17 protein-coding genes are annotated in these 22,450 nt (G+C 70.4%); 12 read left to right on the top strand and 5 right to left on the bottom strand.

Going from position 1 to position 22,450, the window contains the following annotated elements; all coding sequences use genetic code 11:
• The first annotated feature begins 158 nt into the window (after window positions 1–158).
• The 3 genes from EDF33_RS15205 to EDF33_RS15195 are packed head-to-tail and all read left to right on the top strand — an operon-like array spanning window position 159 to window position 3,443.
• Window positions 159–1,409 carry an RNA polymerase sigma factor gene (locus EDF33_RS15205; RefSeq protein ID WP_123292681.1) on the top strand — a complete coding sequence of 417 codons (1,251 nt, stop codon included), beginning with the start codon at window positions 159–161 and terminating at the stop codon, window positions 1,407–1,409.
• Between the two features lie 4 nt (window positions 1,410–1,413).
• On the top strand, window positions 1,414–2,673 hold the full coding sequence (locus EDF33_RS15200; RefSeq protein WP_131920324.1) for a MurT ligase domain-containing protein: 1,260 nt from the start codon (window positions 1,414–1,416) through the stop codon (window positions 2,671–2,673).
• A complete protein-coding gene (locus tag EDF33_RS15195; RefSeq protein WP_132100478.1) occupies window positions 2,670–3,443 on the top strand; it encodes a hypothetical protein in 774 nt (257 codons plus the stop codon). The genes EDF33_RS15200 and EDF33_RS15195 overlap by 4 nt, the downstream gene beginning before the upstream one ends.
• Before the next feature lie 137 nt (window positions 3,444–3,580).
• Here the strand turns inward: EDF33_RS15195 and EDF33_RS15190 are convergent, their stop codons facing one another.
• The gene (locus EDF33_RS15190; RefSeq protein WP_071255055.1) at window positions 3,581–3,805 is read right to left on the bottom strand and encodes a hypothetical protein; all 225 of its coding nucleotides are present in this window, start codon (window positions 3,803–3,805) and stop codon (window positions 3,581–3,583) included.
• A 168-nt stretch (window positions 3,806–3,973) separates the two neighbouring features.
• On the opposite strand from EDF33_RS15190, the gene EDF33_RS15185 reads away from it, so the two are divergent.
• Window positions 3,974–6,100 (top strand): DNA topoisomerase IV subunit B, encoded by a 2,127-nt coding sequence (locus EDF33_RS15185; RefSeq protein WP_132100477.1) that lies wholly within the window; start codon window positions 3,974–3,976, stop codon window positions 6,098–6,100.
• A 257-nt stretch (window positions 6,101–6,357) separates the two neighbouring features.
• Here the strand turns inward: EDF33_RS15185 and EDF33_RS15180 are convergent, their stop codons facing one another.
• Complete coding sequence (locus tag EDF33_RS15180) at window positions 6,358–8,844, bottom strand: DNA topoisomerase (ATP-hydrolyzing) (RefSeq protein ID WP_123292685.1); 2,487 nt, start codon at window positions 8,842–8,844, stop codon at window positions 6,358–6,360.
• A 26-nt stretch (window positions 8,845–8,870) separates the two neighbouring features.
• Between EDF33_RS15180 and EDF33_RS15175 the strand changes: the two genes are divergently transcribed.
• On the top strand, window positions 8,871–10,037 hold the full coding sequence (locus EDF33_RS15175) for a nucleotide pyrophosphatase/phosphodiesterase family protein (protein WP_132100476.1): 1,167 nt from the start codon (window positions 8,871–8,873) through the stop codon (window positions 10,035–10,037).
• Between the two features lie 47 nt (window positions 10,038–10,084).
• On the opposite strand, the gene sepH is transcribed toward EDF33_RS15175, so the two are convergent.
• Window positions 10,085–11,119 carry a septation protein SepH gene (gene sepH, locus EDF33_RS15170; RefSeq protein ID WP_131920312.1) on the bottom strand — a complete coding sequence of 345 codons (1,035 nt, stop codon included), beginning with the start codon at window positions 11,117–11,119 and terminating at the stop codon, window positions 10,085–10,087.
• A 267-nt stretch (window positions 11,120–11,386) separates the two neighbouring features.
• On the opposite strand from sepH, the gene EDF33_RS15165 reads away from it, so the two are divergent.
• On the top strand, window positions 11,387–11,686 hold the full coding sequence (locus EDF33_RS15165) for a DUF4193 domain-containing protein (RefSeq protein WP_031263038.1): 300 nt from the start codon (window positions 11,387–11,389) through the stop codon (window positions 11,684–11,686).
• Between the two features lie 99 nt (window positions 11,687–11,785).
• Here the strand turns inward: EDF33_RS15165 and EDF33_RS15160 are convergent, their stop codons facing one another.
• Window positions 11,786–13,912: an acyltransferase family protein gene (locus EDF33_RS15160; RefSeq protein ID WP_132100475.1), complete on the bottom strand. Its 2,127-nt coding sequence runs from the start codon at window positions 13,910–13,912 to the stop codon at window positions 11,786–11,788.
• Between the two features lie 29 nt (window positions 13,913–13,941).
• A complete protein-coding gene (locus EDF33_RS15155) occupies window positions 13,942–14,379 on the bottom strand; it encodes a DUF3093 domain-containing protein (protein WP_123938171.1) in 438 nt (145 codons plus the stop codon).
• A 66-nt stretch (window positions 14,380–14,445) separates the two neighbouring features.
• Between EDF33_RS15155 and dut the strand changes: the two genes are divergently transcribed.
• From dut to EDF33_RS15125, 6 genes are all read left to right on the top strand, one after another.
• Window positions 14,446–14,937 (top strand): dUTP diphosphatase, encoded by a 492-nt coding sequence (gene dut / locus EDF33_RS15150; protein WP_123292689.1) that lies wholly within the window; start codon window positions 14,446–14,448, stop codon window positions 14,935–14,937.
• Window positions 14,934–15,671 (top strand): DUF3710 domain-containing protein, encoded by a 738-nt coding sequence (locus EDF33_RS15145; RefSeq protein WP_243648788.1) that lies wholly within the window; start codon window positions 14,934–14,936, stop codon window positions 15,669–15,671. The genes dut and EDF33_RS15145 overlap by 4 nt, the downstream gene beginning before the upstream one ends.
• A gap of 25 nt (window positions 15,672–15,696) precedes the next feature.
• Window positions 15,697–16,488, top strand: a complete 792-nt coding sequence (locus EDF33_RS15140; RefSeq protein ID WP_132100474.1) for a DUF3159 domain-containing protein — start codon at window positions 15,697–15,699, stop codon at window positions 16,486–16,488.
• Window positions 16,489–16,617: 129 nt separating this feature from the next.
• Entirely contained in the window at window positions 16,618–19,434 is a 2,817-nt protein-coding gene (gene acnA / locus EDF33_RS15135; RefSeq protein ID WP_123292691.1) for an aconitate hydratase AcnA, read from the top strand.
• Window positions 19,435–19,633: 199 nt separating this feature from the next.
• Window positions 19,634–21,565: a 1-deoxy-D-xylulose-5-phosphate synthase gene (gene dxs / locus EDF33_RS15130; RefSeq protein ID WP_123938169.1), complete on the top strand. Its 1,932-nt coding sequence runs from the start codon at window positions 19,634–19,636 to the stop codon at window positions 21,563–21,565.
• 68 nt (window positions 21,566–21,633) lie between these two features.
• Window positions 21,634–22,368 carry a hypothetical protein gene (locus EDF33_RS15125; protein ID WP_123938168.1) on the top strand — a complete coding sequence of 245 codons (735 nt, stop codon included), beginning with the start codon at window positions 21,634–21,636 and terminating at the stop codon, window positions 22,366–22,368.
• The last annotated feature ends 82 nt before the right edge of the window (window positions 22,369–22,450 follow it).

Genomic DNA, 22,450 nt, shown 5'->3' with positions numbered 1-22,450 from the left:
GAGCACTTCGGAGCGCCGATCAACCCGGGGGACTTGACATGGGTCTTAGTGCTGCCCGGAACGGTAGGACTCGACGACGCGGGGGACTGCGGCTCGGGCCCTGGGCGGCGAGGGAGGCCACGACCCCACGAACGTGGCACGACGAGAGAGGTGATCGCATGGCTGCCCGGAGCACGACGATCGATCCCACGAAGGACACTCAGCCCGAAGGTGCTGTGGCAGAGGACGCCACGGACGCCGAGGGAACCGCCGCGCCGAAGAAGCGCGCCACCAAGGCCCCCGCCAAGAAGGCCCCGGCCAAGAAGGCCGCCCCGAAGGCGAAGAAGGTCGACCCCGTCGACGAGGCGAACGAAGCCACCGACGAGCCGACCGAGGACGTCGAGGACACCGACGACAAGGCGATCAAGCCCGACGCCGCCGCTGCGGTCGCCGCTGGCGCGCTCGTCATCTCGCAGACCGACGACGACGAAGCCCCGGTCTACTCCACGACCATCACGGGTGCGACCGCCGACCCGGTGAAGGACTACCTCAAGCAGATCGGCAAGGTCGCCCTGCTCAACGCCGAGCAGGAGGTCGAGCTCGCGATGCGCATCGAGGCCGGCCTGTTCGCCGAGGACAAGCTGCAGCACTCGACCGGGCTGACCAAGCCGGCCGAGCGTGAGCTGCGCTGGGTCGCCCGCGACGGACAGCGCGCCAAGTCGCACCTGCTCGGCGCGAACCTCCGCCTCGTGGTGTCGCTCGCCAAGCGCTACACCGGCCGTGGCATGCAGTTCCTGGACCTCATCCAGGAGGGCAACCTGGGCCTGATCCGTGCGGTCGAGAAGTTCGACTACACGAAGGGCTTCAAGTTCTCGACCTACGCGACGTGGTGGATCCGCCAGGCGATCACCCGCGCCATGGCCGACCAGGCCCGCACCATCCGCATCCCGGTGCACATGGTCGAGGTCATCAACAAGCTCGCTCGTGTCCAGCGCCAGATGCTGCAGGACCTCGGTCGCGAACCCACTCCGGAAGAGCTCGCCCGCGAGCTCGACATGACCCCGGAGAAGGTCGTCGAGGTGCAGAAGTACGGTCGCGAGCCGATCTCCCTGCACACGCCCCTGGGCGAGGACGGCGACTCCGAGTTCGGTGACCTCATCGAGGACACCGAGGCGGTCGTGCCGGCCGACGCGGTGGGCTTCACCATGCTGCAGAAGCAGCTCGAGAGCCTGCTCGACTCCCTGTCCGAGCGTGAAGCGGGCGTCATCCGCATGCGCTTCGGCCTCGGTGACGGCCAGCCGAAGACCCTCGACCAGATCGGTGACACGTTCGGCGTGACGCGTGAGCGCATCCGTCAGATCGAGTCCAAGACGATGGCGAAGCTCCGCCACCCGTCGCGGTCGCAGTCGCTGCGCGACTACCTCGAGTAGGCCGATGCGGTTCTTCATCCCGATCCTGATCGGGCGGATCCTCCGTGCCCTCGCGCGAGCGCGGGGCGGGGGATCCGCGTACCCCGGCTTCATCGTGCTCAAGCTCGTGCCGGACTTCCTGCAGCACGTGACGAAGCAGTTCCCGAACGGCGTCGTCTTCGTGCTCGGCTCGAACGGCAAGTCGACGACCACGCACATGATCTCGGACATCGTCCGGGCGCACGGGCTCCGCGTCTTCACGAACCCGTCCGGGGCGAACCTGCCGCAGGGCATCGCGTCGGCGCTGCTGTCCGAGGTGTCGCTGACCGGTCGCCTGAAGGCGGACATCGGCATCCTCGAGGTGGACGAGGCCTTCGCGGTCGAGCTCGCCGGCATCCTGTCGCCGTCCACGGTGACGATGCTCAACGTGCAGGTCGACCAGCTGTACCGGTTCTTCGAGACCGAGCGCGTCGCCGACATGATGCTCGACACCGCGGCACTGTCCACGGCGAACGTCATCACGAACCGCGACGACCAGTTCCTCGACGCCTACGTGGCGCGCACCGGGCAGCGGGTGCTGCGCTTCGGTGCGAGCGCCGAGGTCGTCGCCGCCGCGCCGAACGGCCTGCAGAACGCCGACGACTTCGACCGGCAGGACGCCCAGCCGAACGCCGCTGAGTCAGAGGTCGTCATGAACACCGGTGACGGTGCGACGATCCGCTTCGACGGTGCCGACATCGCGGTGCGCCTGCCCGCACGCGGCCTGCACTACGCGGTCGACGCTGCTGCTGCCACCGCCACGGCCAGCGCGGCACTCGGCACGCAGTTCCGCGCCGACGCCGTCACGAAGGCCTTCGGCACGATGAAGCCGGCGTACGGCCGCGGGGAACGACTCCCCATCGCCGGCGAGTCGGCCGAGTTCACGATGTTCAAGAACGCCGCGAGCCTCCAGCTCAACCTCGACGCGCTGCCGGACCGCCCCGAGCAGGTCCTCATGGCGATCGACGAGGGCACGCCGGACATCTCCTGGATCTACGACATCGACTTCTCGAAGCTCGACCACGTCGACGTCGTCTCCGGTGACAAGGCCTGGCAGATCGCGATCGCCCTCGAGCACGCCGGTGTCCGCATCGGCCGGGTCGACCCCGACGTCGAGGCCGCGATCAAGCACATGGAGCAGCTCGGGTCGACGACCAGCGGGACGAAGAACTTCATCGTCAACTACGAGATCATGATGATCGCCCGCAAGGCCCTCGGCCACCCGGACATGGAGAAGACCGCATGACGGCCGACCGGCTGACCATCCTGCACGTCTACCCCCGGCAGATGGGCGTCTCGGGGGACCGCGGCAACGTCGCGGCCCTCGTCCGCCGTGCCGCCGCGGCCGGCCTCGACACCGAGGTGCTCGAGTACGCGCCCGGCGACGACCTGCCCGCCGCGGCCGACGTCGTGGTCATCGGCAACGGTCCGCTCAGCGCGATGCGCTCGCTCGGTGCCGACGTCGCCCGCATCGCCGCTCCGCTCCGTTCGTTCGCGAGTGACGGCGTGCCGGTCATCGCCGTCGGCGGCGGGTTCGACCTGGCGACGAACGAGGTCGTGCCCACCGAGGGTGCTCCGCTCGCCGGGTTCGGCGTGTTCGACGCCCGAGCCGTCCGCGGTGCCGAACGTCGGGTCAACTACTTCGTCCTCGAGACCCGGTACCCGCTGCTCCCCGGTGCGTCGAAGCGGCTCGCCGGCTTCGAGGACCACGCCACCACGATCGAGCTCGCGGCCGGGGTCACCCCCTTCGCCGACGTCGTGTCCGGCGGCGGCAACCAGGCGGGCGCCCCGGTCGAGGGCGCGATCGTCGGCACGTCGTTCGGCACGCACACGCAGGGTCCGATCCTGCCGCTCAACCCGCAGCTGACCGACGGTGTCCTCGCCGCGGCCGCCGCACGGCTGGGCCGCGAGTACTCGCCGGACCCGGAGCAGACGGCGACCATCGACCGCTACGCACGCGAAGCGCGCGCGACGGTCGACCGCTACGTCGACAAGGCGTTCAAGCGCATCGCGTGACGCTCACGAAGGCCGGGTCCCGACGGGACCCGGCCTTCGTCGTCTCCGCGCGTTCTGAGACGGGCAACAGACAGACGGGAGGCCCGGTGCCAGCTGGCACCGGGCCTCCCGTCTTGCTGTGCTCGCGCCTTCGCGCGCTACTTCGACTCGTAGAGTCGGCTGCTCTCGTCGTGCCACTCGATGGCGGTCGCCGCGAGCTTGTCCTTGAACTCGGCGCCGTGGTGCGCGCAGAAGAAGAGCTCGCCGCTCGACATGGTGGCTCGGATGTAGGCCTGCGCTCCGCAGCTGTCGCAACGGTCGGCGGCGGTCAGCTGGTGGTTGCTGACTTCGTCGATGGAGGGGTCCTGCACGGTCTGGGTCATTGCTGTGCTCCTCACGGATCGCAGGTGGTGCCGGGTGGTTGCACCATTTCAACACGTGATGCCTGAGAACGATGCATTGTGCAGCGCTGTTTCGCTGAGCGCGGATCGGTTGTCCCCAGTGCGAGTGTCCGCGCCGAGGGTGTCGGTGCCGCTCGGTAGCATCGGACGGTGAGCTCCGACTACTCCGCACGCCATCTCTCCGTCCTCGAAGGGCTCGAGGCGGTCCGGAAGCGTCCGGGGATGTACATCGGCTCGACCGACTCCCGTGGGCTCATGCACTGCCTGTGGGAGATCATCGACAACTCCGTCGACGAAGCCCTGGCGGGGCACGGCGACGAGATCGGCGTCGTGCTGCACGCCGACGGTTCGGTCGAGGTCCGCGACACCGCTCGTGGCATCCCGGTGGACGTCGAACCGAAGACCGGACTGACCGGCGTCGAGGTCGTGTTCACCAAGCTGCACGCCGGTGGCAAGTTCGGGTCGGGGTCGTACGCGGCGTCCGGCGGACTGCACGGCGTCGGTGCCTCGGTGGTCAACGCCCTGTCCGAGCGCCTCGACGTCGAGGTCGACCGCGGCGGCAGGACCTACGCCATGTCGTTCCACCGCGGCGAGCCCGGCACGTTCGACGACGCCGAGGGCATCGGTCCGGACGCCCCGTTCAGCCCGTTCACCTCGGGCAGCGAGCTGCGGGTGGTCGGCAAGGTGAAGAAGGGCGTCACGGGTTCCCGGATCCGGTACTGGGCGGACCGGCAGATCTTCACCGCCGATGCGCGGTTCAGCACCGATGACCTGGTCACCCGGGCGCGGCAGACGGCGTTCCTGGTGCCCGGACTCGGCATCACGATCACCGACGAGCGCGTGTCCTCGATCGAGGCCGCAGCTGCGCGTGCCGAGGCGACGGGGACCGCCGTCGAGGCCGGCCCGGTCGTCGAGCGCTTCCGCTACGAGGGCGGCATCGGCGAGTTCGTCGAGCACCTCGCGGCCGACACCGCCGTCACCGACGTCTGGCGCGTGCAGGGCACCGGGACCTTCACCGAGACCGTCCCGATGCTCGACGACAAGGGCCACATGGTGTCGACCTCGGTCGAGCGCTCCTGCGAGGTGGACCTCGCGCTGCGGTGGGGCGACGGGTACGAGACGGTGTTCCGCAGCTTCGTCAACATCATCGCCACGCCGAAGGGCGGCACGCACCAGGCCGGCTTCGAATCCGGTCTGGTCAAGGCCGTCCGTGCGCAGGTCGAGGCGAACGCCCGGAAGCTCAAGGTCGGGCAGGACAAGCTCGACAAGGACGACGTGCTCGCCGGCATGACCGCCGTGCTGACCGTCCGGCTGCCCGAGCCGCAGTTCGAGGGGCAGACGAAGGAGATCCTCGGCACGCCGGCGGTCCGCAAGATCGTCGACCAGGTCGTGTCGAAGCGCATCACCGAGATCCTGACGTCGACGCAACGCACCGAGAAGGCCCAGGCCGCGACCCTGCTCGAGAAGGTCGTCGCGGAGATGAAGACCCGCATCTCTGCCCGCGCCCACAAGGAGACGCAGCGCCGGAAGAACGCGCTGGAGAACTCCTCGCTGCCGACGAAGCTCGCGGACTGCCGGTCGCAGGAGACCGAGGGAACCGAGCTCTTCATCGTCGAGGGGGACTCGGCTCTGGGGACCGCAAAGCTCGCACGCAACAGCGAGTACCAGGCGCTGCTGCCGATCCGCGGCAAGATCCTGAACGTGCAGAAGGCGTCCGTGTCGGACATGCTGTCGAACGTCGAGTGCGCGTCGATCATCCAGGTCATCGGTGCCGGCTCCGGCCGGACGTTCGAGATCGACCAGGCGCGCTACGGCAAGGTCATCATCATGTCGGACGCCGACGTCGACGGCGCCCACATCCGCACGCTGCTGCTGACCCTGTTCTTCCGGTACATGCGACCGATGATCGAGCAGGGCCGGGTGTTCGCCGCCGTGCCGCCGCTGCACCGGGTGGTCGTGGTGAACCGCGGCAAGCCGAACGACACGCTCTACACGTACTCCGAGCAGGAACTGCAGACCGTGCTGAAGAAGCTCGAGAAGACCGGCAAGAAGTACCAGGAGCCGATCCAGCGGTACAAGGGTCTCGGTGAGATGGACGCCGACCAGCTGGCCGAGACCACGATGGACCGCGCGCACCGGACCCTGCGGCGGGTGAACATCACGCACGCCGAGAGCGCGGCGAAGGTGTTCGAGCTGCTCATGGGCAACGACGTGGCCCCGCGCAAGGAGTTCATCCTGGCCGGCGAGGGTCTGGACCGCGACCGCATCGACGCGTAGCCGCACGGCGGCACCGGGCGCGGTGCGTTCTCACGCACTGAGCGTCAGTTCACGCGGCTGGCGGCGCGCCAACTGTCGCTCAGCGCGAAAGTCCGCGCGCGTGCTCGACGGCGGCGCGTGGCGAGGCCGCCCCGCGCCTCCAGGCCGGCGGGGCGTGCGATCTGACGCGGTCAGCGACAGTTCACGCGGCCATCGGCCCGTGAACTGTCGCTGGGCGCGAAAGCGCGCGCCGCGCGCCGCGCCCCGGAGTCCGCGCGCTACGCGTCGCCAGCGGTGCCGTCGAGCGCCGCAGCACTGCCACCGATCGAGCCGATGACCGCCTCGAGCGGCGCCCCCGACCCGTCACGCTTCGACAGCCAGTCGGGCAGGGTCCGCGCGGCGCCGTCCGTACCGACCGCGTGCGGGGGAGCGATGCCCGCCCAGCCCACGGTGAGCCCGTCCTCGCCCTTCAGGAACGCGTGCGCCCGGACACCCTGGGTCGCCCGGCCCTTGGCGGGGAACTCGGACAGGGCGGAGACCTTGGCGCGGCCGGAGTCGGTGCCCGGAAGCGCCGTGGAGGTCGTGGACACGGTGGCGACCACGGCGTCGTCGGACCGGGCGACGGACCCGAACCAGATCACCGAGGACCCGGACGCCAGCGCCATGCCCGCGACACCGCCGGCCGGCAAGCCCTGGGCACGGACGCCGGACGCGGGGAAGCGCAGGAGCTGGGCGTTCGAGCTGATGAACACCAGGTCGTCGGACTCGGGTGCCTGGGCAGCGCCGACCACCGCATCGCCGGGCTTCAGGCCGATGGCGACGAACTCGGGCTTGTCGGGCCAGGCTCCGGGGACGACGCGCTTCACGACGCCCTGCGCGGTACCGATGGCGAGGGAGTCCGACGACGCGCCGGACAGGTCGACGAGTGCAACGACCGTCTCGCCCTTGGTGAGCACCAGGAAGTCGGTGACCCGTACGCCGGCGTCGAGCCGGACCGCGGCGGGCGGCACCGCCGGGACGTCGACGGGGGAGAGCCGCAGGACCCGCCCGGTCGAGGTCAGCGCGCCGACCTGGCCCCGGACGGTGCTCACCACGGCGGACCGGACGGCGTCGTGCTTGGAGCGCTTCGGCACGCGGACGATGCTGAGCTCCGACGTCGGGATGTCGACGCGGATGAGCCGTCCGGTGGTCGAGAGCAGCACGCGGCACGGCGAGTCGGCGACCTGGAGCGACTCCGGGTCGACCGCGGCCTTGCGACCGCCCTTGACGGGGGCGTCGGCCTCGGTGAGCAGGGTTCGGCGCGGGGTGGCGAACTTGTCGGAGACCTCGGTGAGCTCGAGCGCGACCTGGGCACGGAGCCGTTCGTCGGACGCCAGGAGTTCCTCGAGCGCAGCGATGTCGGCGAGCAGCTGGTCGCGCTCGGCCTCGAGCTCCATGCGCGAGAACTTCGTCAGGCGTCGGAGCCGCAGTTCGAGGATGTACTCGGCCTGCACCTCGGACAGGTCGAACACGTCACGGAGCCGGCTCCGTGCGGCTTCGGAGTCGTCCGAGGTGCGGATGACCTGGATGACCTCGTCGATGTCGAGGATCGCGATGAGCAGTCCCTCGACCAGGTGCAGCCGCTCGCGACGACGCGCGAGCCGGTACTCCGACCGCCGGGTGACGACCGACAGTCGGTGCTGCACGTAGACGTCGAGCAGCTCGCGCAGCCCGAGCGTGCGCGGGGACCCGCCGACGAGCGCGACGTTGTTGATGCCGAATCCGTCCTCGAGCGGGGTGTGCTTGTACAGCTGCTCGAGCACCGCGGTGGGGTTGAACCCGCTCTTGATGCCGATGACGAGCCGGAGCCCGTGGTTGCGGTCGGTCAGGTCGTTGACGTCCGAGATGCCGACGAGCTTCTTGGACTGGACGCCGTCCTTGATCTTCTCGATGACGCGCTCGGGGCCGACCAGGTACGGCAGCTCGGTGACGACGAGCCCGACCTTGCGCGGGGTGAGGTTCTCGACGCTCACCTTCGACCGGGTCCGGAACGTGCCACGCCCGGTGGCGTAGGCGTCGCGGACCCCGGAGAGCCCGACGATGGTGCCACCGGAGGGCAGGTCCGGCCCCGGCACGAACTCCATCAGCTCTTCGAGGGTGGCCTGCGGGTTCATCAGCAGGTGCTTCGCGGCCTCGACCACTTCGCCCAGGTTGTGCGGCGCCATGTTCGTGGCCATGCCGACCGCGATGCCCGACGCGCCGTTGACGAGCAGGTTCGGGAACGCCGCGGGCAGGACCCCGGGCTGCATGATCTGGTTGTCGTAGTTCGGGACGAAGTCGACGACGTCCTCGCCGAGGCCCTCGGTCATCGCCATCGACGGTTCGGCCAGGCGGGCCTCGGTGTACCGGGCGGCGGCGGGACCGTCGTCGAGCGACCCGAAGTTGCCGTGGCCGTCGATCAGCGGCACGCGCATCGTGAACGGCTGCGCCATCCGCACCAGCGCGTCGTAGATCGCGCCGTCGCCGTGCGGGTGCAGCTTGCCCATCACCTCGCCGGTGACGCGGGCGCTCTTGACGTGCCCGCGGTCGGGCCGCAGGCCCATCTCGGCCATCTGGTACAGGATGCGCCGCTGGACGGGCTTCAGGCCGTCGCGCGCATCGGGCAGCGCCCGCGAGTAGATGACGGAGTACGCGTACTCGAGGAAGGAGCCCTGCATCTCCTCGGAGACGTCGACGTCCTCGATGCGCTCACCGTCGGGCAGGCCGACTGCGTCCGTGCGTGCCATGGCACCTTTCTGGAAGACTCGTTGGAATGGGAACAAGCGTACCGACGGCCCCCGACGCCGCCGCGAACCTCGCCGACGTCTTCCCGAGTTGCCTCGTGGCGCTCGGGGCTGCGGACGGCGCGTGGTCGCGTGACCACGGCCTGGAGGCCCGGATCGCCCTCCGTCCCGCCCGTTCCGCGATCGTCGTCCTGGTCGACGGCCTCGGGAGCGTCGCGCTGTCGGCTCGCGCCGGACACGCCCGCTGGCTCACGGCCGCCAAGGGGTCCGGCACCGCGAAGAAGCTACGCAGCGGGTTCCCGACCACGACAGCCGCGGCGCTGAGCACCCTGACCACCGGACGGTCGCCCGGCACGCACGGCGTCGTCGGCTACAGCGGCTGGAACCCGGACACCGGCGCCGTGATGAACCTCCTGGGCGGGTGGGACACCGAGGTCCCCGCGGACTGGTTCCTCACCGAGACGCTCTTCACCCGCGCCGCGGAGCTCGGCGTCGACCCCGTCGTCATCGGCCCCGATCGGTACCGGGCGTCGGGCATGACCGCGAACGTCCTCGGCGGCGCGCGGTACGTGTCGGCGGACACGATCCCGGAGCGCATCGACGCTGCCCTGGCCGAGACCGCCACCGGTCGGTCGCTCGTGTACCTGTACGTGCCGGAGCTCGACTCGATCGGCCACAAGTCCGGGTGGCAGTCCGACCGGTGGACGGCGACGCTCGAGCTGCTCGACGGCGAGCTCGCCCGCCTCGATGCCCGCGGTGCGTCGGACGTGGGTGTCCTGGTCACCGCGGACCACGGTGTGCTCGACGTGCCCGACCACGCGAACATCGCCATCGACTCGCTCCTGTTGACGGACGTCGTCGGGGTGGCGGGCGATCCGCGGTGCCGCCAGCTCACGGTGGCGCCGGGCACCGACGTGCGCGGGCTGGTCGGGGCGTTCCGGGCGCGCTACGGCAAGAAGGCGTACGTCGCGAGCCGCGACGAGGCGATCGCCGCCGGGTGGTTCGGTGCGGTCGCGCCACAGGTCGTTCCGCGCATCGGCGACGTGATCGTCGTGGCACGCGGGTCGTGGGCGTTCAACGACGACCGCGCGCTGCGGGACGGCGAGGTACCGAAGCGCATGATCGGTCAGCACGGCGCGATGACCGACGAGGAGACGTTCGTCCCGCTTCGGCTTGCCGGGGCGTTCGCGCAGTAGCAGCCGGCCGCGGGTCAGTCCGAGCTGATCAGGTCAGTCCGAGCTGATCAGGCCGGGTCCTCCGGGCGGGTGCCGAAGACGATCTCGTCCCAGCTCGGCATGGACCGGCGGTTGCGCTTCTTGCGCTCCGCACGGCCCTCGGCTTCGGGCGCCGATGCCGGACGGGCGTCGGCCGACGGCGGGACGGTGTCGCCCTCGGGCTCGTCCTCGAACCCCTGCAGCGGGATGTCGACGACGCTGATCGAGGTGCCGCGGGCCGGCTCGTCACGCTGTTCGCCGAACGAGGCGGCCTCGCGCTCCCCACGGCGGCGGCGGAGCGCCTCGAGCAGGTCGGCGGTCTCGTTGCCGGGTGCGCGCTCCTCGACGGCCGCCTGGCCGATGCGGGGCAGCGGTGCACGGAGCGGTGCGCGGTCGGGGACGTCGGGGTTCGTGACAGCCTCGTCCTCTTCCTCGACGCGGAAGGCGCCGGAGTCGAAGCGGGTGCCGTCGTCGTCCTGCTGCTCGTACTCCACGGCGCGCAGGCGGGGCGCGATGCCCTCGTCGTCGGTGTGCGAGAGCCGGTGCGCGTCGCCGTTGTCCGGCACGAGCGTCGAGGTCTTCGGGTCGAAGCGCCACTGGGCGTCGTGCTCGACCTCGGCCGCGGTGTAGCGGACCCGGACCTGCCAGCCGCTCTCCGGGTGCTTCCACGAGCCCCAGCTGATCGCGGTGGCCTCGCCGGCCTCGAGCTTCGCGGTGATCGCCGCGCCGAAGGTGTCGGGGGCCTCGTCGTCGACCGGGGTCACCGGGACGCGGTGCGAGGCGTCGAGGACGAACGCGCGCTCGGCGAGCACCGGGCCCTCGAAGCGTCGGACGTACTCGACGTCGACGTCGAGCGCGGCCGCGACCTCGGCGGCGTCGGCACCACCACGGATGCGGGCCTGGACGTCCTTGGGGGAGACCCGCTTCTGCGGACCGGCGTCCGGGTTGGCCTGACGCACCTGCCCCGGCAGCGAGGACGTGACGGGCAACCGGAACTCGGTACCGCCGTCGGTCGCCAGGAGGAGTGCGCCTGCCTCGACTCCGATGACTCTCACGTCTTGCATGGTCCAGCCTTCCCAGCGTCGCGTACGGTCGTGCGTCGTACCCCGTGAGTATGCAGTGGTCGCGGACGGTTTCCACGGAGGCGCACGGGCGTGCCGCGGAGTCTGCGCATCAGTGGCGACGGGTGTCGGGAATGTTCCGATCCGGTCACGGGTTGCAGCGCCGTGACGACCCGCCGCAGATCTCGGTTTGCACTCTGGCGGGACGTAGTGCAAACTGTCGCCGCCGATCACCCGGCGACGACCTCTCGATACGAGAAATGGATGGGCATGGCCACCGATTACGACGCCCCCCGGAAGACCGATGACAACTCCGATTCGGAGTCGATCGAGGCCCTCAAGGAGCGCGTTCCCGACAAGATGTCGGGGGTCGTCGACGATGATTCGGACAACCCCGGCAGCTTCGAACTCGCCGGGCAGGACCTGAGCGACGTCGACCTCGACGTCGTGGTGCTGCCCCCGCAGGTCGATGAGTTCACCTGCGTCGAGTGCTTCCTCGTGAAGCACCGCTCCCAGCTCGACCACGAGTCGAAACTCGGGCCGGTCTGCGCGGAATGCGCAGCGCTCTAGACGCACCGATGACCGAAGGCCCCGCATCCTCCAGGATGCGGGGCCTTCGTCGTACGGTGCGGGACGGACGCGTGCCGGGCCTCCCGTCACCTGTGCGTGTCAGCGTCGCAGCAACGCGTCCCAGTCGACTGCGCGACGCAGCACCGGGACCAGGCGGTCCGCGAACGCTCTCGTGGTGTGCACCTGGTCGACCCGGACGAGCGTGTCGTCGATCACCGCGGGGCACGACGAGCCGTCGCTGCTGCACGACCACGCGGCCATGTCGACGTACGCCGCGCCCGGTCCGCTCGAGCGGACCGCGGCGGCCTCCGCGGTGCGTTTCGCTCGGGCGTCCGGGGTGACCGAAGCGGCGCACGGTCCGAACCCGTGGATCCGGTCGGGGCACGTGGATGTGTCCGGACCGTACTGGGGTGCGCTGAGCACGAGCACGCGGTGGTGGTCGCGGCGGAACGCGCGGATCGTCTCGGCCATCGACCGTTCCCAGAGCGCGGCTGCACGGCCCGCTGGGAGGTCGCCGAGGTGCTCCCGGTACTCGCCCGTGACGGCGCTGATGACCACGAGTCGGGGGTCAGCCGCTGTGACCGCCCGGTGGAGGGCCCGTTTGGCCGTCAGACAGGCATCGGACCACCGGTGCCGCACCGCGCGTGTCGGGATGACGGCGCTGCAGCTCGCCACGCCTGTCACGCCGATGGCGGTACCCGTCGGTAGCGCTCCGACGACGGTCGGCGACCACGCGACGGTGGTGGAGTCGCCGACCACGAGCACATCGGCCCCGGTCGTCGCGCCGCACGTCCGGAGGGGCTCGCCGACGCCGACGAGGCAGCCGCCGTCCCGCATGGCGGGCGGCAGGGAGGCGCGGGTGGCACCGGCGGCGAGTGCTGTGGCGTCCGGGTGCCCGTCGACGGCCACGGCGGTGCGGAGTGCGCGAGCGTCCGCGAACGGGAGTCGCTCGGGGGCGTTCGTGGGTGGTCGCTCGAGCAGCCGCGCCGCGGAGGCCGGATCCCCGACGGTCATCGTGGCGACCGACAGTGTGACCACGATCGCCGGGACCACCAGTGGGAGCCGTCGGAGGCGCTGTCGGTGTCGTGGCCGGTGCCCGACGGGACGTCGGGTCCGGAGCGGCTCCTCGACGTACCGCGTCGAGAGGGTGGCGAGCACGAGTGTGACCGTCACCGCAGCCGCCGTGCCCATCGCCCCGGGGGCGACGACGGCGGCGAACACCAAGAGCGGCCAGTGCCAGAGGTACGCCGAGTAGGAGACCCGACCGAGCGCGACCACGGGCCGGACCACCCACCGCACCGCGGGGAGCCGGAGCTGCAGGTCGCCGGCCACGAGCACCAATGCGGTCCCGACGACGACCGGGACCGTCGGGAACGGCGACACGGGGGCGAGGAGCACCCCGATGATGACGCCACCCGCGCCGACCGATCCGAGCCCGACGGTGACGGCTGTCGGCAGTGCCCGCGGCGTCGGGTGCGCGGTCACGGTCGACCGCGTCGCCACGGTCGGCAGCGTCGCCACGGTCGGCAGCGTCGCCACGGTCGCTCCGAGGAGGAGCTCCCATGCCCGGGCCCAGGTCTGGAAGTAGGCAGAGTCCGTGACGGGACCGGCACCGACGGCGACGACGGTCCCGACGGCCGTGAGTGCGGCGACCACAACAGGGACCAGACCAGCGCGCCGACGTCCGCAGACCGCCAGGACGGCGAGCAGGAGCACCGGCCACACGGCGTAGAACTGCTCCTCGACGGCCAGCGACCAGAAGTGCCGGAGCGGCGAGGCCGCGGTCTCGGCGAAGTAGTCGGCATCCTGGCGGACGAGATGCCAGTTCATCGTGCCGACGAGCGCCGCGAGGGCGTCGCCGAGCACGGACACGAACCTGGGCCGGAACCAGAGCGCCGCCGAGACCGACACGGTGACGACGACGACCACGAGCGCGGCGGGGAGGAGACGCCGGATCCGACGCACCGCGAACCCGACGAGGTCGATGCGGCCGGTGCGGACGTGCTCAGCGAGCAGGCTCCGCGTGATCACGAACCCGGAGAGGACGAAGAACACGTCGACTCCGAGCCACCCGCCGGCAGGGGTGCCGAGCGCGTGTTCGGTGATCACCAGGGCGACCGCGACGCCGCGAAGGGCCTCGACATCGATCCGCTTCGTACTGGGTGGTTTCGTACTGGGTGGTTTCGTACGGGGTGGTTTCGTACGGGGTGGTGGAGAACGATCCATCACCCCAGACTGGCATGTGAGATACCAGGTCAGCGCGTATGTTGCATGGCCTCGACCACCTTGGTGGGCTGCCGGACGCTGACCAGCCAGTAGGGCGTCGGGTCGGCGTCGTCGCGGACCTCGACCTTGACGACCCCGCGCACGTAGCCGCGGAAGAGCGTCCACGCTCGTGCGTCGAGCTTCGGGCCGCGCTGCGTGGTCGCCTCGGCGCCTTCGAACGCCTCAACGCTGCCGACGAGTGCGCGGGGGAGGTGCGCCTTGCCGGCGCGGAACTCGCTGTCCGTGACCTCGATGGTGGGTGCGAGTGCCCACAGGAGCACGAGGACGCCGAGCTCCATGCCGATCGCCACGAGCACACCGGCGAGCACGCTGATGGGCAGGAACACGAGCAGGGTGGCGGGGATGACGAGCGCCGTCGCCAGGTACAGGGCGGGCGGGGCCCAGAGTCGTTCGCGGTACAGGGTCACGGGTCCATTCGACCACGACTCGGAGCAGGTCACGGTCGGGTCACGTCTCTGCACTACCCTCGACACGTGACCGAACCAGTCGACGTCCTCTGGACCGGGGAGAACCGCCCCGGACACGCCCACCCCGGCGACGCCGGTGCCGACCTCGTCTCGACCGAGGCCTTCGTGCTGCAGCCGGGCGAGCGCCACCTGGCCGCGACCGGGCTGCGGATCGCGCTCCCCGAGGGGTACGCCGCGTTCGTGGTCCCGCGCAGCGGGCTCGCCGCCAAGCACGGCATCACCGTCGTCAACAGCCCGGGCACGGTCGACTCCGGGTACCGCGGTGAGATCAAGGTCTCGCTGCTCAACACCGACCGGTCCGAACCGTACGAGGTGCACGTGGGTGACCGGATCGCACAGCTGATCGTCATGCCCGTGCCGCGGGTGACGTACACGCACGTCGAGGAACTCCCCGACAGCGTCCGGGGCCAGGGTGGCTTCGGCTCGTCCGGCTACGGTGACCGGAGCGGTGCCGTGACCGGCGCCGCCGATGATGTTCAGGAAGGAACGCGCGCATGAAGTTCGGTCGACGCAAGCGTGACGAGGGCGAGGTGGCCGAGGTCGAGGTGGCCGAGACCGTCGCCGACGAGGTCGAGATCGCGGACACGACCCCAGAGGTCGACATCGCGACGGACGCCGACGCGGACCTCGACGAGGTCGACGGGGTCGCCCCGACGGACAAGTCCGCACCCGAGGACCGTGCCGAGAACGGCCCGCACGACGAGACCGAGGCGAACCTGGTCCGTCCGTACGTCGACCTGGGCGGCGTGAAGGTCCTGCCGCGCGAAGGCCTGCACCTGCGCCTCGAGGTCGAGGAGGGCTCGCAGCGCGTCGTCGCGGTCGGGCTCGACTACGACGACTCGACGCTGCAGGTCCAGCCGTTCGCCGCACCGCGCTCGACGGGTCTGTGGCACGAGATCCGCGCACAGATCGCCGAGCAGATCGAGCGCCAGGGCGGTGTCGTGACCGAGGTCGACGGCCCGTTCGGCCCCGAGCTCCGCGCGTCCGTGCCCGTCGCGGTCGACGGCGACGGCGGCACCGCCGGCGTCCGGCCGGCCCGCTTCGTCGGCGTCGACGGCCCGCGCTGGTTCCTGCGCGGGGTGATCGCCGGCAAGGCCGCCGAGCAGCCCGACGACGCGAGCGAGATCGAGGAGCTGTTCCGCAGCGTCGTCGTCGTGCGCGGCACGACGCCGATGCCGCCGCGCGACCTCATCCCGCTGCACATGCCGAAGTCGACGCAGACCGCGATCTGACGACCTGACCCGCCCTGGAGGCACGGTGCCGGAACACGACGACACCCAACGACCCGAGACGGCCGGGTCCGAAGCCGTGCCCGCGTCCGCTGGGATCCCTGACGCTGCGCCGGCGGCGCCGTCGTTCTCCTCGCAGTTCCGAGACGCGGTGCAGAACGCGGGCATCGCCCGCGTCGCCCCCGGCGAGGCGCCCTCCGGGCGCGCGCTGCTCGGAGCGGTCGGCGGGATCCGCGGGCTCGCCGAGTCGGTGCTGCCCGGGTTCGCGTTCCTCGTCGTCTACGCGATCACGAAGGAGCTCGTGCCGAGCGTCGTGATCCCGGTGGTCGTCGGCCTGGTGTTCGTCGTGCTCCGCCTGGTGCAGCGACAGTCGCTGACGATGTCCTTCGCCGGGATCCTCGGCGTCGCGGTGTCGGCCGGCCTCGCCCTCATCACCGGACGCGCCGAGAGCAACTTCATCCCGGGGATCATCATCAACTCGGTGTGGTTGGTCGGGCTCCTCGTGTCGCTGGCCGTCCGCTGGCCGCTCATCGGTCTGGTCGTCGGGTTCCTGCTGCCGGCGAACGAGGACGGCTCGCACGTCGACTGGCGCGCCGACCCGGTCAAGCGCCGCGTACTGACGGTCGCCACCTGGATCTGGGTCGGGCTCTTCGCCCTCCGCCTGGCCGTCGAGGTGCCGCTCTACCTCACCGCCCAGGTCGAGCTGCTCGCCGGCCTCAAGCTCATCCTCGGCGTCCCGCTCTACGCCGCCGTGCTCTGGGTCACCTGGCTGCTGGTCCGCACCGTGTTCGTGCGGAGGGACGACGCCGCCACGGTGTAGAGTTGTCTCGACATCAAGAGACTTTCCCGTCAGGCGCTCCGGCGTCAGCGGGATTAGGTTTGCCTTGCTGGTGGGACGGACCACGGCCCGCGATGATGAGGGCAAACCGATCAGTAGGGAGGCGGCACGGTGGCTGCAGTCAATAGCTTCGGCTCGAAGGACACACTGTCGGTTGGGGGTGTCGACTACGCGATCCACCGGATCGACACGGTGCCCGGGCACGAGAAGCTCCCGTACAGCCTGAAGGTGCTGCTCGAGAACCTCCTCCGCACCGAGGACGGCAAGAACGTCACCGAGGCGCAGATCCGCGCGCTCGGCTCCTGGCGCCCCGACGCCGACCCGGACACCGAGATCCAGTTCTCGCCGGCGCGCGTCGTCATGCAGGACTTCACGGGCGTGCCGTGCATCGTCGACCTCGCCACCATGCGCGAGGCGATGGCGGACATCGGCGGCGACCCGAACAAGATCAACCCGCTGTCCCCGGCCGAGATGGTCATCGACCACTCGGTCATCGCCGACCTGTTCGGCAGCACGGACGCACTCCAGCGCAACACCGACCTCGAGTACGAGCGGAACGGGGAGCGCTACCAGTTCCTCCGCTGGGGCCAGACCGCGTTCGAGGACTTCAAGGTCGTCCCGCCGGGCACCGGCATCGTGCACCAGGTCAACATCGAGTACCTGGCGAAGGTCACCTACACGCGTGACTTCGACGGCGAGACCTACGCCTACCCGGACACCCTCGTCGGCACCGACTCGCACACCACGATGGTGAACGGGCTCGGCGTGCTCGGCTGGGGCGTCGGCGGCATCGAGGCCGAGGCAGCGATGCTCGGCCAGCCGGTGTCGATGCTCATCCCCAAGGTCGTCGGCTTCAAGCTCTCCGGTGAGATCCCGGCCGGCGTGACCGCGACCGACGTGGTGCTCACCATCACGCAGGAACTCCGCAAGCACGGTGTCGTCGGCAAGTTCGTCGAGTTCTACGGCGAGGGCGTCAGTGCCGTCCCGCTCGCGAACCGCGCCACCATCGGCAACATGTCGCCCGAGTTCGGCTCGACCGCTGCGATCTTCCCGGTCGACGACGTCACGCTCGACTACCTGCGCCTGACCGGTCGCGACGAGGCGCAGATCGCCCTGGTCGAGGCGTACTCCAAGGCCCAGGGCCTGTGGCACGACGCCTCGGTCGAGCCGGCGTACTCCGAGTACATGGAACTCGACCTCTCCACGGTCGTGCCGTCGATCTCGGGGCCGAAGCGTCCGCAGGACCGCATCGAACTGTCCAAGGCGAAGGACCAGTTCGAGGTCGACCTGAACAACTACACGACCCCGAGCGAGCAGACCGACCTCGACGACGCGGTGGAGGAGACCTTCCCGGCCTCCGACCCGATCGCCGCGGGCTCGACCAACGAGGACACCAACCTGCACGAGCACGTCTACGTGTCGAGCGCCCCGTCGACGGCCTCGGCCCCGACGAAGGTCGCGATGGACGGGGCCGACCCGTTCACGATCGACCACGGTGCCGTCGCGATCGCCGCGATCACCTCGTGCACGAACACGTCGAACCCGTCCGTCATGATGGCGGCCGGCATCCTCGCGCGGAACGCCGCCGCCAAGGGCCTCACCTCGAAGCCGTGGGTCAAGACGACGCTCGCCCCCGGTTCCAAGGTCGTCACCGACTACTACGAGAAGGCCGGTCTCACGACCTACCTCGAGCAGCTCGGCTTCTACACGGTCGGCTACGGCTGCACCACCTGCATCGGCAACTCGGGCCCGCTGCCCGAGGAGATCTCGCAGGCCGTGCAGGACAACGACCTGGCCGTCACCGCCGTCCTGTCGGGCAACCGCAACTTCGAGGGGCGCATCAACCCCGATGTCAAGATGAACTACCTGGCGTCCCCGCCCCTGGTCATCGCGTACGCCCTCGCCGGGTCGATGCACTTCGACTTCGACAAGGACGCCCTCGGCAAGGACCAGGACGGCAACGACGTCTACCTGCAGGACATCTGGCCCGACGCGGCCGAGGTCCAGCAGGTCATCGACGAGTCGATCGACACCGAGATGTTCACCCACGAGTACGGCTCCGTGTTCGAGGGCGACGACCGCTGGAAGAACCTGCCGACCCCCACGGGCGACACCTTCGAGTGGGACCAGGAGTCGACCTACGTGCGGAAGCCCCCGTACTTCGAGGGCATGACCATGCAGCCCGACGCGGTGTCCGACATCTCCGGCGCCCGCGTGCTGGCGAAGCTCGGTGACTCGGTCACGACCGACCACATCTCGCCCGCCGGCTCGATCAAGGCGGACAGCCCGGCCGGCAAGTACCTGGCGGAGCACGACGTGGACCGCAAGGACTTCAACTCCTACGGCTCGCGTCGCGGCAACCACGAGGTGATGATCCGCGGCACGTTCGCGAACATCCGCCTGCGCAACCAGCTGCTCGACGGCGTGGAGGGCGGGTACACCCGTGACTTCACGACCGCCGACGGCGAGCAGTCGTTCATCTACGACGCCTCGCAGCACTACCAGGAGCAGGGCATCCCGCTCGTCATCTTCGGTGGCAAGGAGTACGGCTCGGGTTCGTCGCGCGACTGGGCGGCCAAGGGCACGAACCTGCTCGGCGTCCGCGCCGTCATCACCGAGAGCTTCGAGCGGATCCACCGCTCGAACCTCATCGGCATGGGCGTCGTCCCGCTGCAGTTCCCGGCGGGCGAGACGGTCGAGTCCCTCGGGCTCGACGGCACCGAGGTCGTCTCGATCTCGGGCCTGACCGAGCTCAACGAGGGCCGGACCCCGAAGACCGTGCACGTCACCGCGACGCCGAGCGAGCACTCGCCCGCCGGCAAGCAGCCGGTCGAGTTCGACGCGGTCGTCCGGATCGACACCCCGGGTGAGGCCGACTACTACCGCAACGGCGGCATCCTGCAGTACGTGCTCCGCTCGCTCGTCTGAGCGACGTACGCACGGGTCGCTGACGCGACCACAGGACGGACGGGAGGCCCGTGGCGACACCGCCACGGGCCTCCCGCGCGCTCCGCATGATGCGACGCGCCAGCGGCGCGCGGCGCCAGCGCCGACCGAGCCTGCGAGGTCGGTTGAATGGGAGTCCACGAGAATAGAGTGGGCCGACAGCCCCACGAAAGGAGCGCCCGTGAGCCTGCTCAGCAGCATCACGTCGCCGCGCGACCTGAAGCGTCTCTCCGACGTGCAGATGACCGAACTCGCCGCCGAGATCCGCCGGTTCTTGGTGGCCGAGGTCGCGAAGACCGGTGGGCACCTCGGGCCCAACCTCGGTGTGGTCGAGCTGACGCTCGCGATGCACCGGGTGTTCGACTCGCCGAACGACCCCTTCGTGTTCGACACGGGGCACCAGTCGTACGTGCACAAGCTCGTCACCGGGCGGCAGGACTTCTCGAAGCTCCGCGAGCGGGGCGGCATCGCCGGCTACCCGCAGCGCAGCGAGTCCGAGCACGACATCGTGGAGTCCTCGCACGCGTCGTCGTCCCTGTCCTGGGCCGACGGGATCTCCCGCGCGTTCGGGCAGACCGGACAGACCGACCGCACCGTCGTCGCGGTGGTCGGTGACGGCGCCCTCACCGGTGGGATGACGTGGGAGGCGCTCAACAACATCTCGGACGACAACGACCGCCGCCTGGTCATCGTCGTCAACGACAACGGCCGCTCGTACGCTCCGACGATCGGCGGCATGGCGCGGTTCCTCAGCTCCATGCGCACGCGGCGTGAGTACCGGGCGCTGTACGAGACCTCCCGTGCCGTGGCCGACCGCTTCGGTGCTCCCGGCCGGGCCGTGTACCGCGGGATGCGCGGGGGGCTGCACGGGTTCCTGTCGCGCTTCACGAACAACGAAGCGCTGTACTCGAACCTCGACATCAAGTACATCGGGCCGGTCAACGGACACGACCAGCGGGCCATGGAGGCGGCGCTCCGTCAGGCGAAGGCCTACGGTGCCCCGACGATCGTGCACGCGATCACCGAGAAGGGGCACGGGTTCGAGCCGGCCCTGCGCGACCAGGCCGACCAGTTCCACGCCGTCGGACACATCGACCCGGAGACGGGGGAGTCGCTCGACGCCGCGTCGGGTCCGTCGTGGACCTCGGTGTTCGCGTCGACCCTGGCTTCTGTGGGCGATTCGGACCCCCGTGTCGTCGCGATCACGGCTGCGATGCTCCGGCCGACCGGACTGCACCTGTTCCAGGAGCAGCACCCCGACCGCGTGTACGACGTCGGCATCGCCGAGCAGCACGCCGTGACGACCGCCGCCGGCCTTGCGTACGGCGGCCTGCACCCGGTCGTGGCGCTCTACGCGACGTTCCTGAACCGGGCGTTCGACCAGGTGCTGATGGACGTCGCGCTGCACAAGGCCGGCGTGACGTTCGTGCTCGACCGTGCCGGCATCACCGGACCGGACGGACCATCGCACCACGGCATGTGGGACCTCGCGTTGCTGCAGGTCGTGCCCGGCATCCGGATCGCCGCACCCCGTGACGCAGCGACCCTGCGCGAGGAGTTCCGCGAGGCGATCGCCGTCGACGACGCCCCCACCGTGCTGCGGTGGTCGAAGGGCCAGGTCGGGCCCGACATCCCCGCCGTCCGTCGCCTCCACGATGGTGTGGAAGTGCTGCACGCCGCTGCGGACGGCGTCGAGGACGTGCTCTTCGTGGCCGTCGGCTCCATGGTGCCGACGGCGCTCGAGGCCGCGGCGCTGCTCGAGGCGCAGGGCATCGGCGTCACCGTCGTCGACCCGCGCTGGGTGGTCCCGATCCCGGGCTCGCTCATCGAGCTGTCGCGGACGCACCGGCTCGTCATCACGATCGAGGACGGCGTGCGCGTCGGTGGCGTCGGGACCCGACTCCGGCAGGACCTGCGGGCCGCCGGGGTCGACACGGGCGTGAACGAGCTGGGGCTGCCCGACGAGTTCATCGACCACGCGACCCGGTCGCAGATCCTCGCCGACGTCGGACTGACGGCGCAGGCGATCGCCCGCGACGTGATCGACCAGGTCGTCGGGACGAAGTTGCCGCAGGCGAAGCCCGCGCGGTCGCGGGAGTCCGCCGACCGCTAGGCGGGTCGCGGAGGGTCACGCATGCCGACAGGGGCATGTCCCTCGGGGACGTCTGGCAGGATCGCCGCATGCGACGGGGGTTCAGGACGACGGCGGTGGCGATCGGTCTCGCGGTGGTGGCGCTGTCCTCAGGGTGCGCAGCGATGAACGACGGCACGGTCACGCCGGAGCTCGGTGCAGATGCCCGGGTCGGCGCCAGACAGACGATGCACCGTGTGGTCGACTGGGAGGGCACCGCCGCAGTCCACCGGGTTGATGCCACCTGGACGGACTCGTGCGGCCACGCGAGCAACTCCGGGTTCTTCCAGCCCGCTTCGGGCACGACGTGTCGGATCGACGCCGGAGCGGTGTACACGATCGACGGTGCAACCACACCGGTCGACGCGGTGCGCATCGCCGGACCGGCGCTGCGCACGGGCGGCCTGACCGACGAGGACCTCGTGGCACAGGCGATCCAGCCGGACGGCTCGACACCGTACTTGGTCGACATCGGTGGGCGGCAGTCGATCGCACTCGGCAACGACCTCGGGCAGGACCGGTTCGCGGTCGTGCGGGTCCGCGGTTGGGACGGGTCACTCGGACTGTGGCAGTCGGAGGGGTCGTCCGTCGTGCAGTCCGCACCGGGTCTCGGCGTCGACGGACGCGACGACGCGGTCCGGGCGAGCGGGGCGGACTACGTGCTCGTCGTGACGCACAGCGCCGCGTACTTCACGTCGTACGACAACGAGCCGCCCGAGCCGCCGGCACCACGGCCGTCGGTCCCGCCGTGCTTCAGCGGCAGCAACGACTGCGTCGGTGGTTGACGGCGGGCGCTGTCGGAGGCGGCGGACGTCGGGGATGCTGGCGGCGGCGGCCCGCATCAGTGCCGCACAACCGAAGTCACCC

The organism is Curtobacterium sp. PhB146, assembly GCF_004342995.1.
GTDB lineage: Bacteria > Actinomycetota > Actinomycetes > Actinomycetales > Microbacteriaceae > Curtobacterium.
This window is presented reverse-complemented; position numbering and strand designations above follow the sequence as displayed.